Source organism: Streptosporangium roseum DSM 43021 (genome assembly GCF_000024865.1).
Classification (GTDB): domain Bacteria; phylum Actinomycetota; class Actinomycetes; order Streptosporangiales; family Streptosporangiaceae; genus Streptosporangium; species Streptosporangium roseum.
Window position 1 is genome coordinate 479,316 of record NC_013595.1, and the last position, 16,449, is coordinate 495,764.

The 16,449-nt window shown below is 68.0% G+C and carries 12 protein-coding genes; 11 read left to right on the forward strand and 1 reads right to left on the reverse strand.

Features of this window, described 5'->3' with window-relative positions:
• The first annotated feature begins 1,203 nt into the window (after positions 1-1,203).
• The 7 genes from ssd to SROS_RS02290 all read left to right on the forward strand — a co-directional run bounded on the left by ssd (position 1,204) and on the right by SROS_RS02290 (position 10,897).
• The gene (gene ssd, locus SROS_RS02255) at positions 1,204-2,250 is read left to right on the forward strand and encodes a septum site-determining protein Ssd (RefSeq protein WP_012887251.1); all 1,047 of its coding nucleotides are present in this window, start codon (positions 1,204-1,206) and stop codon (positions 2,248-2,250) included.
• Positions 2,247-3,560 carry a TadA family conjugal transfer-associated ATPase gene (locus SROS_RS02260; RefSeq protein WP_012887252.1) on the forward strand — a complete coding sequence of 438 codons (1,314 nt, stop codon included), beginning with the start codon at positions 2,247-2,249 and terminating at the stop codon, positions 3,558-3,560. The genes ssd and SROS_RS02260 overlap by 4 nt, the downstream gene beginning before the upstream one ends.
• Positions 3,557-4,261, forward strand: a complete 705-nt coding sequence (locus SROS_RS02265) for a type II secretion system F family protein (RefSeq protein ID WP_012887253.1) — start codon at positions 3,557-3,559, stop codon at positions 4,259-4,261. Before SROS_RS02260 ends, SROS_RS02265 begins: the two co-directional genes overlap by 4 nt.
• Positions 4,262-4,448: 187 nt before the next feature.
• Positions 4,449-5,246 carry a type II secretion system F family protein gene (locus SROS_RS02270; RefSeq protein ID WP_148268921.1) on the forward strand — a complete coding sequence of 266 codons (798 nt, stop codon included), beginning with the start codon at positions 4,449-4,451 and terminating at the stop codon, positions 5,244-5,246.
• 2,050 nt (positions 5,247-7,296) lie between these two features.
• On the forward strand, positions 7,297-7,623 hold the full coding sequence (locus tag SROS_RS02275) for a MerR family transcriptional regulator (protein WP_012887255.1): 327 nt from the start codon (positions 7,297-7,299) through the stop codon (positions 7,621-7,623).
• Between the two features lie 876 nt (positions 7,624-8,499).
• Positions 8,500-8,919: a hypothetical protein gene (locus tag SROS_RS02280; RefSeq protein WP_012887256.1), complete on the forward strand. Its 420-nt coding sequence runs from the start codon at positions 8,500-8,502 to the stop codon at positions 8,917-8,919.
• A 1,645-nt stretch (positions 8,920-10,564) separates the two neighbouring features.
• Entirely contained in the window at positions 10,565-10,897 is a 333-nt protein-coding gene (locus tag SROS_RS02290; RefSeq protein ID WP_012887258.1) for a hypothetical protein, read from the forward strand.
• A gap of 6 nt (positions 10,898-10,903) precedes the next feature.
• On the opposite strand, the gene SROS_RS54340 is transcribed toward SROS_RS02290, so the two are convergent.
• Positions 10,904-11,374, reverse strand: coding sequence for a transposase (locus tag SROS_RS54340; protein WP_425358626.1), 471 nt, complete (start codon positions 11,372-11,374; stop codon positions 10,904-10,906).
• 141 nt (positions 11,375-11,515) lie between these two features.
• On the opposite strand from SROS_RS54340, the gene SROS_RS54165 reads away from it, so the two are divergent.
• The 4 genes from SROS_RS54165 (at position 11,516) to SROS_RS02310 (ending at position 15,898) form a co-directional block, all read left to right on the forward strand.
• Positions 11,516-12,541, forward strand: coding sequence for a DUF4244 domain-containing protein (locus SROS_RS54165; protein WP_148268922.1), 1,026 nt, complete (start codon positions 11,516-11,518; stop codon positions 12,539-12,541).
• Between the two features lie 23 nt (positions 12,542-12,564).
• On the forward strand, positions 12,565-12,918 hold the full coding sequence (locus tag SROS_RS02300) for a TadE family type IV pilus minor pilin (RefSeq protein WP_245564544.1): 354 nt from the start codon (positions 12,565-12,567) through the stop codon (positions 12,916-12,918).
• 152 nt (positions 12,919-13,070) lie between these two features.
• Positions 13,071-13,436, forward strand: a complete 366-nt coding sequence (locus tag SROS_RS02305) for an Rv3654c family TadE-like protein (RefSeq protein ID WP_012887261.1) — start codon at positions 13,071-13,073, stop codon at positions 13,434-13,436.
• Between the two features lie 464 nt (positions 13,437-13,900).
• Complete coding sequence (locus SROS_RS02310; RefSeq protein WP_012887262.1) at positions 13,901-15,898, forward strand: hypothetical protein; 1,998 nt, start codon at positions 13,901-13,903, stop codon at positions 15,896-15,898.
• Positions 15,899-16,449: the final 551 nt, after the last annotated feature.

Below are 16,449 nucleotides of genomic sequence, written 5' to 3' on the forward strand. Positions count from 1 at the left end.
CGGCCGCGCGGAGAGGGGCGGTGCCGCGGAGCGGCGCACCGGCCGCGCGGAAGGACGCGCAGGCCGAGCGGGGTGTGCCACCGTACGGAGCCGAGCGGCGTGTGCCACCGTACGGAGAGGCGCCCAGCCAGGCGGAAAGCGCCCAGCCGCGGAAGAACACATACGCCGAGCGGAGAGGCGCACCGCCGCGGGGAAGGCACGTAGGCCGCGGGGAAGACGCGTAGGTCGCGGGGAAGGACGCGCGCGCCGCGCCGAGAGACGCACTGCAGACGGGATCGCACTCTGTGGCGCACAGCAAACGGCGCCCCTGGTATGGGGCGCCGTTGCCGCACTTCCAGCCGGGTTACCAAGCGTGCACCAAATAATCCTCGGGACGGGACAAGCCCGTCACGACGGTGCCTCCCGCGGCTCGGCGGCACGTGGGTGCCCGGCGGCCGTGCCCGGACAACTGGTCCGTGCAACCTTTCTATGCCGGATCCTGGCTGATGGGAACCCCTGAAACCAAGACCTTTACAGATCGGGGGACATTCGTGGACGAATCTCCACATATGCCGCACCGTGTCCTTGAGGTGACGATCAGCTCACCTGGGCGGTGACTCTGGTCACTCTGTGTGATCAAAAGTGGGGTGCTGGGGCGTATTTGATTGAACGTCGCGTCGCGACTCAACCGTTACCTTGAAAAAACTAGCGAAAATTAGAGATTACTCCTCGACGAAACTCAAGTTGATCGGGCAGCATGAGGTGGTATCTCCCCATGGTGGAGTGACTGTGCACGAGCTGGCTCCGCAATCCTTTTGCTGTGTGCTGGTGAAGTGCTGAAAGCTTTCTTCTGAAACGGGACCGGCTCTACCCCCCCAGAGCCGGACCGGTTGGCGACCCCCGCTCTCCCCCCCGGCGGGGGTCGCCACTTTTTCCTCCCTGCTTGGTCCGGCCCCGGTCTGCTTGGTCCGGCCCCGGTCTGCTTGGTCCGGCCCCGGTCTGCTTGGTCCGGCCCCGGTCTGCTTGGTCCGGCCCCGGTCTGCTTGGTCCGGCCCTACTTGACCCCGGTGCCGCCCGACCTGGTGCTGCTTCCCGGTGCTTCCGCCCAGTGGTTGTCCACAGGTGATGTCAGCCCGCTCCGGCTGTCCACAGAGCGGCGTTCGGCGATCTCGCCGAGGCGGGTTATCTCGGAAAGTGGGTCCTCCGCACTTCAGGGAGGCACCCTTGGACCGCCCTCTGGTCATCACCGAGGATCATGATCTGCTTGACGACCTGCTCCGTGTCGCCGCGGCGGCCGGAGCCGAGCTTGACGTCGCGCACGTGCCCGCACACGCCCGGCCCCACTGGAACCGTGCCCCGCTGGTCGTCGTCGGCAGCGACATGGCCGACGCCCTGGCCGCCACCGGACCGCCGCCCCGGCACCGGGTCATCCTCGTCACCCGCACTCCCGATGATCCTGACACCTGGCGAAAGTGCGTCACGGTCGGTGCCCAGGCCGTGTTGGAGCTGCCCTCGGCCGAGCGGCAACTGGTCGACGAGTTCGCCGATGTCGTGGAGCCGGAGGCCAGAGCGGGACTCGTGGTCTGCGTCGCCGGTGGACGCGGGGGAGCCGGAGCCAGCGTCCTCGCCACCTCGCTGGCGCTGAGCGCCTCCCGGCGGCACCTCCGCACCCTCCTCGTCGACGCCGATCCGCTCGGTGGCGGCCTGGATCTGCTTCTCGGTCAGGAGGAGGCCGACGGAGCACGCTGGTCCGACCTGGTCGCCCGTGAGGGCAGGGTGAGCTTCACCGCGCTCCAGGCCGCCCTGCCCACCTTCGCCGAGCTGACCCTGCTCTCCTTCCACCGCGGCGAGGTCGAGCCCATCCCCGCTGAGGCGATGCGCTCGGTTCTCGAAGCGGGCCGACGAGGCTTCGATCTGGTGGTCGTCGACCTGCCCCGCCACCCCGACCAGGCTGCCGTGGAGGCGCTCAGCAGGGCCTCCACCACCTTGCTGGTCGTCACCGCCGATGTGCGCGGGGTGCTCGCGGCGGCCCAGGTGCTCGCCGGGCTGCGCAAGCACACCGGAGAGGTGCACGCCGTCGTGCGCGGCGGCGTCCTTGACGACGAGGTGGTCACAGCCTCGCTCCGCGTGCCGTATGCCGGCAGCCTCCCCGACCAACCCCGCCTCGCCGTCGCCCTCAACCGCGGTGATGTCCCCCCACTCGGCCGCCGGACCTCGCTCGGCCGGTTCTGCGCCTCGTTCCTGGACTCGCTGCTCGGGGTGGAGAGTTGAACCGGGGCGGCGTCGCCACGGCGGTCTCACCCGAGCTGGTGGAGGCGGTCCGGGTCCGGCTGGCCCGGAGCGGAGTCGAGCCCAGCGCCGCGCATGTCGCGGTCGCCCTCCGAGCGGAGCGGGCGGTGCTCGGCGACGCGGAGATCCTGGCGGTGGCCCGCGTCCTGTGCGCCGACCTGATCGGAGCCGGTCCGCTGGAGCCGTTGCTGGCCGAGCCCGAGGTCACCGACGTGCTGGTGAACGGCCCTCGCGAGGTGTGGGTCGACGACGGACGCGGCCTGCGCCGGACCTCGGTCGTGTTCCCCGACGAAGACGCGGTCCGGCGGCTCGCCCAGCGGCTTGCCTCCGCCGCCGGCAGGCGCCTGGACGACGCGTGCCCCTACGTCGATGCCCGCCTGGCCGGAGGCGTCCGGCTCCACGCCGTCCTGCCACCCGTGGCGGCCGGTGGCACCTGCCTGTCCCTGCGGCTCCCGCCCCGCCGCACCTTCACCCTCCCCGATCTGGTCGGAGCAGGCACGATCAGGGCCGACGCCGTCCCCGTGCTCACCGCGGTGATCGAGTCAAGGCTCGCCTTCCTCGTCACCGGCGGCACGGGCACGGGGAAGACCACTCTGCTGTCGGCCCTGCTGTCCCTGGCCGATCCCGGCGACCGGCTGCTGCTGGTCGAGGACTCAGCCGAGCTGCGACCACTGCACCCTCACGTCGTGCGCTTGGAGTCACGTCCGGCCAACCTTGAGGGAGCCGGTGGCGTGTGCCTGCGTGACCTCGTCCGTCAGGCCCTGCGCATGCGCCCGGACCGTCTGGTCGTCGGCGAAGTCCGAGGCGCCGAGGTCGTTGATCTCCTCGCCGCTCTGAACACCGGCCATGAAGGTGGTTGCGGCACCCTCCACGCCAACACCGCGGCCGATGTGCCGCCTCGCCTGGAGGCCCTGGCATGCGCCGCCGGTCTCAGCCGCGAGGCGGTTCACAGTCAGATCGCCGCCGCGCTGGACGTCGTCATCCACCTCGTCCGTGACCATGCCGGCGGCTGCCGCCGGGTGGCCGAGATCTGCATGATGATCCGTCGGCCCTCAGGTCTGGTCGATGCCGAACCCGCCCTCACCTTCTCCCCGGACGGCCGTGTGACCGCCGGCCCGGGCCTCCCCGCCCTCACGGCCCGGGCCCCCGGCCTCTCCACCTTCCCCGGTGTCGCGCGCAGGCCGTACGGCCCCGCCCGGCTCGACCGTTACCGCGGGCCGCCGGAAGGCCGCGCCGTGACCCGCCGATCATCGGAGGGCTCTGCCCCGGATGCCCTGGGAGCACTGCCATGACAGCGCTGGCCGTGCTTTTCGCCGCCCTGGCTGTGTGGCTGTGGACCGGGCCCGCTCCGGGGACGGCCCGCCTGTGCCGGATAGAGCATCGCCCCCGGAGCGGGCCGGGTTCCCTGTACGCGAGGTTCGCAGGCCGTTCGCGGCCCTCCAAACGTACGGCTGCCTGGCGGATCGCATCGATCGAGCTGTGCCAGGGGCTCGCGGCCGAACTGGCCGCCGGGCGGACCGCAGGGGAGGCGCTGGCCCGCGCCGTGTCGACCGTGGAGTTTCCCGATCCGGTGGCGCTGCGGCCGTTGATCGCCGCGGCGAGGGACGGCGGAGACGTCCCCGCCGCGCTGCTGGCCGCGGCGCCAGAACAAGGAGGCGAGGCTTTCAGCAGGCTGGCCGCTTGCTGGAAGGTGAGCGTGACCGCCGGGGCGGGCCTGTCCGTCCTCGTCGACCGCGTGGCCGGTTCCCTCAGAGAGGCTCAGGCCCATCGTCAGGACGTCGCCGCCCAGCTCGCAGGCCCTCGCGCCACGGCCCGGCTGCTGGCAGGACTTCCCGCCCTCGGCCTGCTGATGGCCATGGGCCTGGGCATGCGCCCGCTGCACTTCCTGTTCGGCAGCCCGGCGGGCGTGGGCTGCCTGGCTCTCGGCCTCGTGCTCGACGGCTGTGGTCTGTGGTGGACCCACCGCCTGGTCGCCCACGCTCAGCAAGCCTGATCTCTCGCCCGCGACGTGTCCGACGGCTGTGACCTCCGGCCCTCCTCCGCCCCCGGAACGGTTGTCACGCGGCCCGGAACGGTTGTCACGCGAGGTTGATCGTCTTCCGATCCGCCCGAGTGGTGTCGGAACGGCGGAGCCCGACTCTTCCCGGCTGCCGGCCGGGTGATCACAAGGGACGAGACCAATGATCATTTTGCTCGCCGTAGTGCTGGCCGGGACCGCCGGGTGGCTGTGGACGTCGCCCGGTGATCCCGCCGAACGGCTCCGCCGAGTTCGGCGGCTGCCTCCCTCGGTCCGGCCGGTTGAGGCGCTGCCGGAGGTCGGGGCGTCCTCGTCCTCCCGGCACACGGGGGTGATCTGCGGTCCGGCCGGAAGGCGGCGGCCGAGCAGAGGCGAGGTGATGCTCTCCGCCGCCATCGGGCTGATGGTGTTTCTCGTGGTCGGCGGCGCCCCGGGAATCGTCATCGGGGTGGCCGGCTCCGCGGTGGCGCTGGTGGCCGTGCAGCGACGGGAGTCGCCCCGGGCCCGCCGGGAGCGTGATCGGGTGGTGGCGGACCTGCCGCTCGCGGCTGATCTCATGGTCGCCTGTCTGCGTGCCGGGCAGCCGATCACCGGTGCCATCGACGTCACCGTCGAAGCGGTAGGTGGACCGCTTGGTGAACGGCTGGCCTGGGTGAGCGGGCAGCTGAGGCTGGGTGCCGCGCCGGAGAGCGCCTGGCAGGCTCTCGCGGCCGAACCTCCGCTGGCCCCCCTGGCGCGCATGATGAGCCGGGCGGCCCTCAGCGGTGCCCCGGTGGCCGATGTCCTCACCAGGCTGTCTGATGACTCCCGCCATGCCCTCCGTGCCGCGTCGGCGGCGGCCGCCCGGCGGGTCGGGGTCCAGGCCGTTGCCCCGTTGGGGCTCTGCTTCCTACCGGCCTTCGTCTTTCTGGGCATCGTCCCCGTCGTGGCCGGCCTCGCCGGTGAGGTGCTGCTTCCTTGAGTTATCCACAGGATTTCCCCGACTATCAGCCAGTTTTCCACAGAAATGGCAGGGGCTGTGGATGAATATCCACAGTTTGCCCAGAGCACCTTTCGTTCAGGTGAGGCCTGTCGTGTGCTCCCAGGGCCATCGGCAGGCCCGGTTGCCGGGGCCTGCCGGGAGAGGCCCTGTTCTCGTGTGGCTACGGCCAGGTGGCGTGTAGCGCCGTGTAACCGCCGTAGACCCCGTTTCCCGCTCCCGTCCACGGACGTGGTGTACAGTCCCGCCGGTGATGGATGGCGGTCCCCCCGTTCATCTCCGCTCCGGCCCAGGGGGCATCCATCTCCGCTCCGGCCCAGGGGGCATCCATCTATGCGTCGCCGTACCGGGGTGGAGGGTCAAAAGCGCAGCGAGGGGTGGGTGGGGTGGCCGGGGATCGCCCCTTCCGTGCCACGCCGTAGCGGGTTGAAGATCAAAAGCGCAACGAAGGCGAGCGGAGTGACCGAGGGCCGCCCCTTTCGTGCGGCGCCGTACGGAGTGCTCTCCCGCTGCGCGGGCGGGAGGGGGCGGTGCGGGAGTTTTCCTTGATCTGTTGGGATTAGCCGCGCCATGGACCGCCAATCCCAACAGATCAAGGAAAACCCCTGATCGCTACCGCTCCCGGGGCTCATCGGTGCCCGCCCTGCCTTGCCTGGTCCACCACCGCCCCCCTCGCCGGGCCTTCCCCCCTCCCGCCTAACGGCCCTTCCTGAGCACCACCCCCCAGACCACGAGACACCGGCCCGCACGGGTGGAGCGGCCCTGGCCACTCCACCCACCCCTCGCTGTGCTTTTGACCTTCCATCTGGGTACGGCGCCGCACGGATGGAGCGGCCCTGGCCACTCCACCCACCCCTCGCTGTGCTTTTGACCTTCCACCTGGGTACGGTGCCGCGCCGGTTGACGGCGAACGACCCCGGCGTCACACCCGATCCCGGGATTACCCTCGACCCCAGCCTCGGCATCGAATACTCGTCCACCACGCCACCGGACATAAGCCGTTTCCCTGTCCTGGTCGTCCAGCCGGTCCACGCTCCGCGTTCACCGCTCCGCAGTGTCTCGTGATCTCAGCGGCTCGAACACGCTGGCGAAGCTTTCCTGACCGTGGCAGAGCCCGAGGCGTGAGTGGGCCCGGTAAGCGCCTCCCGCAAATGGCCTTTTCCCGGAGCATGATCAAGAGCGGTCCGCGGGGATGGCCCGGATCGCCGATCCACTGTCACAACCTGTTCCCGCTCAAACTGTCACAACCTGTTCGCGCTCAAAGTGGAACGGGGCATGTTCCCGGAATGGTCAGTGGCAGCGTCCGGGGATCGTGACAGGCCCTGAACCGCACGCGTGTCCGACGCGGCCGACGTCGCACGCCGACGCCGCCGCACTTCGGCAGCGCGACCGCGGCCCGGAGTAGTTGCCCGGCGCTACACACCACTCGGCCGTAGCAATACGCCACCCGGCCGTAGCCGTGCGGGAACAGGTCCGGAGAGGGGATGCATCCGCGCGTGGCGCCCCGGGCCCGAGGAGGGCCGCAGGTTACCGTGTGGTAGAGATTATCTAGCTCTGCGATCCATCAAAATCTGCTGCGGTGAGTGTAGACATTCTGGAGTTGGGTGGATAGTGTTTGACCTAGTGCGCTTGAAGATCAGCCCGGCACGGCAGGGTCGCCTGCCGTGAAGGCGGGTGGCGCGTTCAGGCCCGGCGGAGCCGGAGCAGTGGAAGGGCTCCGACGGGATGGCGTGTCGCCCGGGGCGGTCGTCGAGCCGCCATAACAGTCATTACAAGCATGCAGATAAAGGAAGGGGAGATTGAGGCGCCATCAGGATCACCTGCGGCGGATGCGATGTCATCGCGCGGGTGTCACAGCTCCACGAAATGGAAGGTGGTCTCCGGTTACGCATATGCGATCCAGCGCACTGCCCATCCGAGGAGGCTTGTGCAAAGTCGAAAAACCGACACGATTAGTCGGTAGATGGTGTTGAAACTCTCTGGGCCCCGGTGCTAGGCACCGGGGCCCTTGTACGCGTTCTCGGAAGGTGCAATGGCTCCAGGCCCGGCGGCTTCGGCCGACAAGTTCGACGATGATGACTATCCGGCTTACTCGATGGGCCGTGCCGCCGAGATCCTCGGTGTCACTCCCGCGTTTCTGCGCAGCCTCGGCGTTGCGAAGCTGATCGAGCCGCAGCGGTCGAGCGGTGGCCATCGCCGCTACTCCCGCTACCAGCTCCGCCTTGCCGCCCGGGCGCGCGAACTGGTCGACCAGGGCGTCGGCCTGGAATCCGCCTGCCGCATCATCATTTTGGAAGATCAATTAGCGGAGGCCCTACGGCTCAACGATGAGCTGACAAAGCGCAACGAATCAGCGTGACGACGGCTGCCAGGATCTTTCCGGCAGCTGTCGTCCATCGTTGTCCACAGGAGATGGCGTGAACCAACAGAAGATCGGTGGGGCCTGTGGACATGTAGCGAGAGGTCGTTACCGCCCTGGCCAGGGGTTGATCTATGCCCTGACCTGCTAAAACATGTTTCGCTCTAACGGTGGTGTCTCACTGTGTCCCACCAAGAACCACTATTGATCACTGTTCACGGGCCGCACACGGGCCAATGGCCCGGATCGTTTCACCTGGTCATGACCGCTGTGGTGGCTGAGGCAAGTGACACACTCGCCCGCACACTTTTGCCTGCGCTGTTCACCCGCCTGCTGTCGGCCCACCCTCCGGGGAGCGGGCCGGTTGCGGGGGCAAGGCTAACGGCGGGCGCTATGGCAATCCGGTCCTGCCTTGATCCTCCGTTGCCGGTCTGCTCGGCTTGTCCTGGGCCGATGGCGGCCGAGATGAGCAGGCAGCCCCGCCACGCACTCGACCCGCGCGCGGCGCACCCTCATCCCGGAGCTGGAGCGTCCTCCACCGGAGGCGGTCTGTTGTGGCCATCGTTCGCGGTGCTCGCTCCGCAGGATCATCAGCTTGCGTCTTGTCGGTAGTTCCGGGGTTCTTTGACTTCGGCGCGTAACTCGGATGCATGCGTCCTCGGGTTCTTCGTCGCGCGTTTTCTTCCCGGAATGTCTCTAAATCTACTTGGGTCCGAATTCAACAGGTTCGGGGCTCCTCAGGCTGAAACTCATCAAGACTTTTACCTGGCCGCCACCGGCGACACGCACTTGGCCGCCGAAATGCGCTGGATATGCTTGCGCACCTTCAGTGCTTTCCTCGAATCTGTCGAGGGGTGCGCACAAAAGGGGAGTCGCATGCTTAAGAACAAGAAGATTCGCGTGGCTGTCTGGGCGGGCGCGGCGGTAAGCCTCGTCGTGGGGGCTGCGTGGACAGGCGTCGCAGGGGCGGCTATTCAGGCTGTGACCAAGGCGACGGCTCCGTACGCACAGGCGGCTGCCGTGGTCAACTCCGACGGGAGTATCAACCGCGCTAAGGGAATCGTGGCAGTCACGAAGCCTGCCGTCGGAAAGTACTGCGTCGAACTGGAGGACAAGGAGCTGGATGTCACGAGGCTTGTTCCATCGGCCACCCTGCAGTACACGTCCTTCGAGTATGGAATCCGTGTGTCAATGTGGCCGGATCCCGTCTGCGGAACCCGGAAGGACACTTTCCTTGTCATCACCGGAATGCCAAACAAGTGGGAAGACCGGGCATTCTCGATCGTCGTCCCGTAACCCTGCGACCACTTGGCGGCTTCGCTGATGTGAGGGAAGTCGCGCCGTCAGGTAGCGGATAAGGAGCCCCCCGGAGGCCTCCACGCGGTATCGGCCTCATCGTCCTCGACCAGGGCATCGACACCTCCACCGCCGGCGGCATGGAGCAAGGTCTTGGGACGGCGACAGGTAAGGCATGCGGGGTATCCGGACGGGGGCGCGAGCTGCGGCGGCACAGCACAAACACCCGGACCACAGTTCCAACGACGCTCGGGCTTGGCCGCCAGCGAAGCCAGGCGGCACGGCGCGCACGAAGTGCCGCGCCAGGAGGAGGGGCGATGGAGGGGGATATCCCCCTCCCAACGAGTGGGGCGTGAGGAGAGGCGAAGCCCCTCCCCGTCCCCTCGGGCGCGTTAGCGCCCCATCGCTCTTTTCAACCCTGATCCCTGCTGAACGTCCCTCACTGCTGCCTGCTCTTTGCTCCCATTCCCATCGCTGGGGCCGGTACGGGGTGGGTGTGGGGGGTGGGCAAGGCAAAAACACCTTCCCGCGGTTTCCTTCTCGCATTGCCCGTGGCGGTTTTCCATGATCAAAAGCGCGCGGCCGGCGCAACGCCGAAGGCGACCCGAAGGGGCCGCGTAGCGGTTGGGCCGGTCGTAGAGCGTCCCGCGTTCTCCCGCTACGAAAAACTCGGAGCCCATGTTTTCGTGACGTTTTTGCGGTGCCCTCCTCATGCTCACCTCACTTTGATCGACCAGGGAGGAGCCATGTCCGGGTACGTGAACACCGAAATGCCTTCGGCTGCGCGGACGGCGCGTCTGCTCATGTCGATTCAAGCGGGGCTGAGCGCGCTGGGGATCGTGCTCTTGCTCGTGCTGGTTACGAATGTGCGCGACGGGGGCCGTCTTGCTCTGGGTCTTCCTCATCAGTGCTGTACAGGTCGCCTTGCTGGGGCTCTTAGCGGTGAACCCGAGGTCAAGGCGGACGTGGGTACGGTGGGCCGGCATCGTCTTTGAGGTGCTCATGGTCTTGTTGCGGGTTCAAAGCCTCTTTGCCGGTGAGGTACTCCCGGCGCTCGTCGGGCTCGTCCTGGCCATAGTGGTGATTGCTTGCCTCGCCAGGGGCGAAGCGCGTTACCGGTTCTCCGGCTAGTAGTGCCTGGTCAGGTGGAGGTCGATCCGGCGAGTCACCCGGCGGCAGGGCCTTGAGTGGGCGGCGATTGGGGCTCATCCGTCCCATCTGGGGCTCTGCATCTCTTCCGCCTCGTCTTCAAGAGACCGACATGCCGTCGCGTCCGAAGCCGACCAAGCCCTACTGGGGCTGCGTTCGTCAAAGGCGATACACAAACCGGTGGGGAAAGAGGCGGGTCGGCGCCGCGCCCACCGCGATCGTCACCGCTGCTGTCTACGGCCATAACCCTCCACAGCTCTCCACCGGCGGTGACCGGCCGCGAAGTGGCTGAGGGGTACACCTCCGATTCGCCGCACGGTGACTGTGAGACGGTGGCCGGACGGTTGCGAGCTGCTGTGTGTGCGCCCGTTGCCAACAACACTGCGCGCTCTGCTAACGACTCCCATGATCGGCCGCAAACATACTGAGCACGTCGTATCCGCCGAACGGGTTCGACGCCGTAAATTTCCAAAGGATTCTCAGTACAGGGCAGGGAATGAAAAGAAATCTCAGGCGATGGGGTGCCCTCGGCGCCGCGGCCGTTTCCCTGGCAGGGACCATGGTCGTCACGGGCGGGGCCACATCGGCGCACGCGGACGCCCGGTGCAGCGCGAGCTCGATCTACATCAACGACAGCCCCGGCGGAGACCCCAAGACGGCGGCCCGCGGTCACTCCCACGACACCGGTAACCACTACGTCACCGACTCTAAATGGTCCTTCCAACCGTGGGGGTACTACTGGTACTGGTACGCCGACAATGACGGCGGGTCGGACGGCGACACCGCGGACACCTTTTACGGCTCGATCTTGTGCGATAAACCTTTGTGATAGCGGTCACGGACGAGCGAGACTCCGGTCCGTGAAGGCCTCACCAGCCACGCGAGAGGCGTCGGAGAACACGTCGTCGCCTCTTCCGTCGCGGACCGTCGCCGACCACGGGCGCGGCCGTGTGAAAGCGCCGGTTCGTCGGCCAGGAAGAGCACTTTGGTAAGATGCGTCGCGGCTTTCCTGATTTTCCCGGGAAGTCGCCGTTCTTGTTCGAAAGGCGTTTCGCCCTCGAAAAACCCCGCTGCTTGAACGATTCCTAGCACGGCCACCCCGGACGGTTGCGGCGCCGTACTGCTCCGTTCGCCAGGCTGAGCTGGTGCGGATCTTCCACACGATGCCGTTGAGGGCGCGCAGGTCGTCTTTGAGAGGGTGTCCCGTCCGGCTGGGTGGGAGAAGCTCGCGGAGCTTCTCCCATTCCTGGTCTGCCGGCTCATGGCGGCGGAACACCCGAAGATGATCCCGCACACCCTGGACCACTTTTGAAGACAGGCCCTAATAGTGCCTGGTCAGGTGGAGGTCGATCCGGCGCGTCGCCCGGCGGCAGCTGTGGGCCGTTCAGACCTTTCCTCTGCGGTAGGTGCTTCCCGGGAACAACCCCCGTTCGCTTTCTTCTGCGTCATGTTCTACGCCGGACTGTGCCCCTCAGAGGTAGCCGCTCTCAAAGCGGATCTATGCGTTCTGCCCGCAAACGGTGGGTGGGGCCGACGCACCCTTACCGAGGCCTGTCCTGATGTCGGTGACCTGTGGACCGATGACGGCGAACGTCACGAGGTGCGCGGGCTTAAGCGCCGCGGTGAGAACGCGGTGCGTATCGTCCCGATCCCGCCGGAACTGGTCGTGATCCTTCGAGGTCACCTGCTGGCCTGTTCGCCGGCTGCTGATGGGCGACTGTTCTATGACGGGCCGGAACAGGCACCGCTTACCGGAGGGGCTTACCGGGCCGTGTGGCGACGTGCCCGTAAAGCTGCTCCGAGCCCTGCTGAGCACGCGTCCCAGGTGGCTCGACGTCCGTACGGCCTGCAGCATGCCGACGCCAGCATGCTGATCCAGGCAGGGGTTCCTGTAACGGAGACTGCTCGACGCCTGGGCCACTCCATCCGCACCCTGCTCAACACCTACGCTCGCTGGATCGACGGCGGGGAGGACGCGGCAAACGCGCAGATCGAGGCCGCCCTATCCACCCAAATGATCACCGGTACTGCCGTGACCTGCAAAAACGAAAACCACGGGCCAACGGGCCGTAGAACTGGCCGTATAGCTGTGAAACCCCAGGTCAACCCCCTGTGTACGGGCGTCCGCACGTTATCCACAGAACGGCGTTCGTGTCCACAGGGCCGCATGTCCGTAAGGAAATCTGATCCAGCAGATGCCGGGCATTGGACCTGGCGGGATTTCCGGGAGGAAACGATGGCTCGATCGATCGCCGGCGGTGTCCGAGGGCACTGGTCGCGGGGGCTGCGTGCCCGCTGGACGCTGTTGATCGTCGGCCCGGGCCGCGACCGGGGTATGTCCACCGCTGAATACGCGGTCGGCACGATCGCCGCCTGTGCTTTCGCGGCGCTCCTCTTCAAGGTGGTGACGAGCTCCGAGGTGCAGCAGATGCTCTCAGGCTTGATCAATCGGGCGCTGAACGTGGCCGGATGACTCCTGGGGGGACGGTCGCCTCCGTGCGTCCGTCGAAGGGGTCGGTGACCGCGGAGACCGCAGTGGTTCTGCCCGCCGTCGTGGTGATGTTGGCCGCCGCATTGTGGGCGGTGGCGGCCGTCGGCGCACAGCTGGAGTGCGTGGACGCGGCTCGGGCGGGAGCTCGGGCCGCGTCACGGGGTGAGTCGCTGGAGCGGGTGCGAGGTGGTGTGCTGGCCGCCGCTCCAGCGGGTGCCCACGTCGTGGTGACCCGGAGCGTGGAGGTGACCCGGGTGGAGGTCTCCGCGAGCATCAGGCCCCACTGGGGCGCTTCGCTTCCGGCCGTCACCGTCCGCGCGACCGCGGTCTCCGCGACAGAACCGGGAGCCGAGCGGTGAGGAGGGATCGTGCGGGAAGGCCGGTAGGGGCCGGTGGATCGGGAAGACCGGAGAAGGGCTGGATCGGTAAGGCCGGGAGGGGGCGGCGGATTGGTAAGGCCGGTAGGGGCCGGTGGATCGGGACGGCCGGGACGGGCCGGCGCATCGGTGGGATGGGGCGGGATCGGGGAGCGGCGACCATATGGGTGGCCGGGCTCATGGCGCTGGTCTTCGCGGTGACTGCGGTGATCGTGTTCGCTGGCACGGCCAGAGTGGCCCGTCATCGTGCGCAGAGTGCCGCCGATCTCAGCGCGCTCGCCGCCGCCCGGCTGGCCTTCGCCGACCCGGAGCGCGGGTGTGCGGAGGCGTCCTCGCTGGCCGAAGGCAACGGAGCGATGATCACACGTTGTTTCATCGATGGAGAGGGCATCGCCGACGTCCAGGTGGCCGTGGGGCTCTCGCTGCCTGTGCTGGGCGACCGGATGATCATGGCCGATGCGCGCGCTGGACCTGTCCACATCGCCGGCTCCGTTGGTTGAGAAAGAGCGCCGAGACGCAGGTGAGGACGGGAGGAAACCTGAAGGAAAGCACGGTGCGGACTCGCGGAGAAACGCGGGAAAACGCGGTGCAGCACCCCGGAGAAACAGGGGGAGATGGGTGCAGACCCCCGGAGAAACAGGGTGGAGATGAGGCGGCCGGGCATTTGAGGGGCAAGGTCGCAATCGAATTACGACTTCTTGGACGACGTGTCCAAAAGTCAGAAATCTCACGTAAGGTTCCGCTTACCCTCGGTCCGTGTTGTCCTGTGCTCAGGCCTGGGAAGGGGCGGTCGGGAGTCGCTGAGGCGCACGGCACTGTCGAGCGGTCCGTCCCGATCGCGACCACAGGTTCGGGGGCCGGGCCGGTGTGAACCGGTCTGGAGGACTGGCACGTCCGGTCGCCGTGCGACCGCCCGCACTGCGGGTGGCCGGGCGGTGCGCGGCTCTCGACGAAGGGAAGCGTCGTGACGACTGTTCGCAGACTGGTCGCTGTGACGGCGATCGCGCCGATCGTGTCGATGTCCGCTCTGCTCGCCGTCGCGAGTCCGGCACAGGCCGTGGCGCGACTGGATATCCCCTCACGGGTCACTTCCAACGGGGTGGTGACTCTTTCCGGCACGGTCGATCCACTGTTCGACGCAGTCCTTTCCGTCAACGGACGGCAGGTGGCCAAAGGGGATCGGAAGGTCTCCTATTCATGGGACCCCCGTGCCCGCCCCAATGGCAGCTATAAGATCAAGGTCGAGCAGAGGGGCAAAGTCCTCGGTGCCAAGTGGCACCAGGTCAGCAAAATCCTGACGCAGGCCGTTCCTCCGGCGACACCGAGCGGGGTGGCCGTCAGGCTGCAGGGCAACAAGGCGGTAGTGACCTGGCGCAAGGGCTCCGAACCCGATCTGCGGAGCTACCAGGTTTCCACGAGCCAGACCGGCAAGGTCGGATCGGTACGGGTGGGCACCGCCTGTTCCGGCGGCTCATGCAGGGCGACCCTGTCCGTTCCCGCGAAGGCGGCCGGCCGGCGGATCGGGTTCACGGTGCGGGCACTGCGCGGTAACGGCAACGGCGGCACCCTGTCCTCAGGCGATTCGGCCGTCGCCTCGGTGCGCATCCCCGCTCCCCGGGCGCCGCGGACCACCCAGGACACGCGGACCACCCAGGACACAGAGCGTCAGAACGCCGGCACCGACAAGGCCGCCGAGAAGACCACCGGATCACGGAACAGCACGGCTCGGCAGGACACCGGCAGGAGCACAGACAGCCGGCAGAGCGGAAAGACCGACGGCAAACAGCGGAGTGGCATCCAGGACCTGCCGCGGCTACCGGCCAAGAAGCCCGCGACGACCCCGACACGGCCGCCGAGGACGGCGGCCGCACCCACGAAGGCGCCCAGGCCTGACGCGGTCAAGGACGACGGCGAAGTCGCGCAGCCACCCGCCAAGCGGGACAAGAAGAGCGATGCCGCCAGCGGCAAGTCCAAGGACGGAGAGGAATCGACTCCCGACTCCGCGACCACCGGAGCAGCCGTCCCACCGGCCACGAAGACCGGCATCGCGGCCCGGTCGTCGGAGTTGCCGACGGATGGGATAGGCCAGTACGGCATTTTCATTGCCGGTGCCCTGATCCTGCTGCTGCTCGGCGCGCACGGTGGCGCCTGGGTCCGTCGCAAGCTGCTGGCCGCGGACGCGGGCGCCGGGGCGGCGGCGACGCCCCCCACCTCCGGTGGTGACGGCACGCCCACGGCCGCTGCCAAGGCAACCGGAAACGCAGGGACGGCCGCCGCCACGGCCGCTCCCCGGCGCCCCACGGTCATCCTCGCGGTGGTCAAGACCCGTCAGGTCCAGCCGGTCCGGCCGAATTCGTCTTCCGCGCAACCCCCCTCTGCCCGGCAGGGGCCGGGACCTTCCCCGGAACGGCAGGCCCCCGCCCGTCGCTTCCCGGCTCATGTGGAGGAGGCGCTGTCTGGGCAGGCTCCTGTCCATCGTTTCCCGGCTCATGAGGAGCAGGTTCCGGGCCGTCGTTTCTCGGCTCATGAGGAGCAGGCGCTGTCTGGGCAGGCTCCTGTTCATCGTTTCTCGGCTCATGAGGAGCAGGCGTCGTCCGAGCGGTCGCCGTCCGAGCAGGCTCCCGCGCATCATCTTTCGGCTCACGAACAGCGCGTCCTGGCCGAGCAGGTTCCCGGCCGGGCGGACTCGGGCTCCGAGTCCGTTCCGGCGCCCAGGGCCGAGCCTGTCCACCGGGAGCTGCCCGCCGCGGCACCGATCCCCGAGGTGGCCGCTGTCACCCCGGTCGCGGTCCGGATCGGAGACCGGTGGGACGACTACCTCCCGCCCGCGCCCCGGTCCATGGAGGACAGTGGTTTCTGGGAGCGTCCGCAGCCGGGAGCGACCGACTTCTGGGCCGCCGACGACAAGGAAGAGGACGATCCGTCCTACTCCGGTGGTCGTCGCGTCCTCGGTGATGGTTGATCTTCCGCTGGACACGCCACTCTGTTGCCACCTCCCATATGGCGACGTCCTTCCGTCCGGTCCTTGCCGCCTGGTTCCTCCTGCCTAGTTCCTTCCGTGCGGTCCTTGCCGTCCGGTCCTTGCCGTCCGGCCCCTTCGTGCGTCCCCTTCCTGGCGGCCCCTTCTGCCCGATCCCTTCCGTGCGGCCCCTTCCGTGCGGTCCTTGCCGTCCGGTCCTTTCTGTCCGGCCCCTTCCCGGCGGCCCCTTCCGTGCGGTCCTTGCCGTCCGGCCCCTTCCCGGCGGCCCCTTCCTGGCGGCCCCTTCCGTGCGGCCCTTTCCGTGCGGTCCTTTCTGTCTGGTCCCTTCCGGACGGAGTTTCCGTAAACCGGACGGCGTTCCTCTGGACCCGATGGGAGCAGAGGGGCGGGTCATGCCGTCAGGTGCTTCAGAGGGCCCTTCCGCGGGCGCTTCGGGGAAGCCCTTTAAGCCCCTTCGCGGGATCCTTTGCGGGTGCTTCAAGGGGCTCTTCGCGGGTGCTTCGAGGATCCTTTGCGGAGGTTCGAGGGTCCTT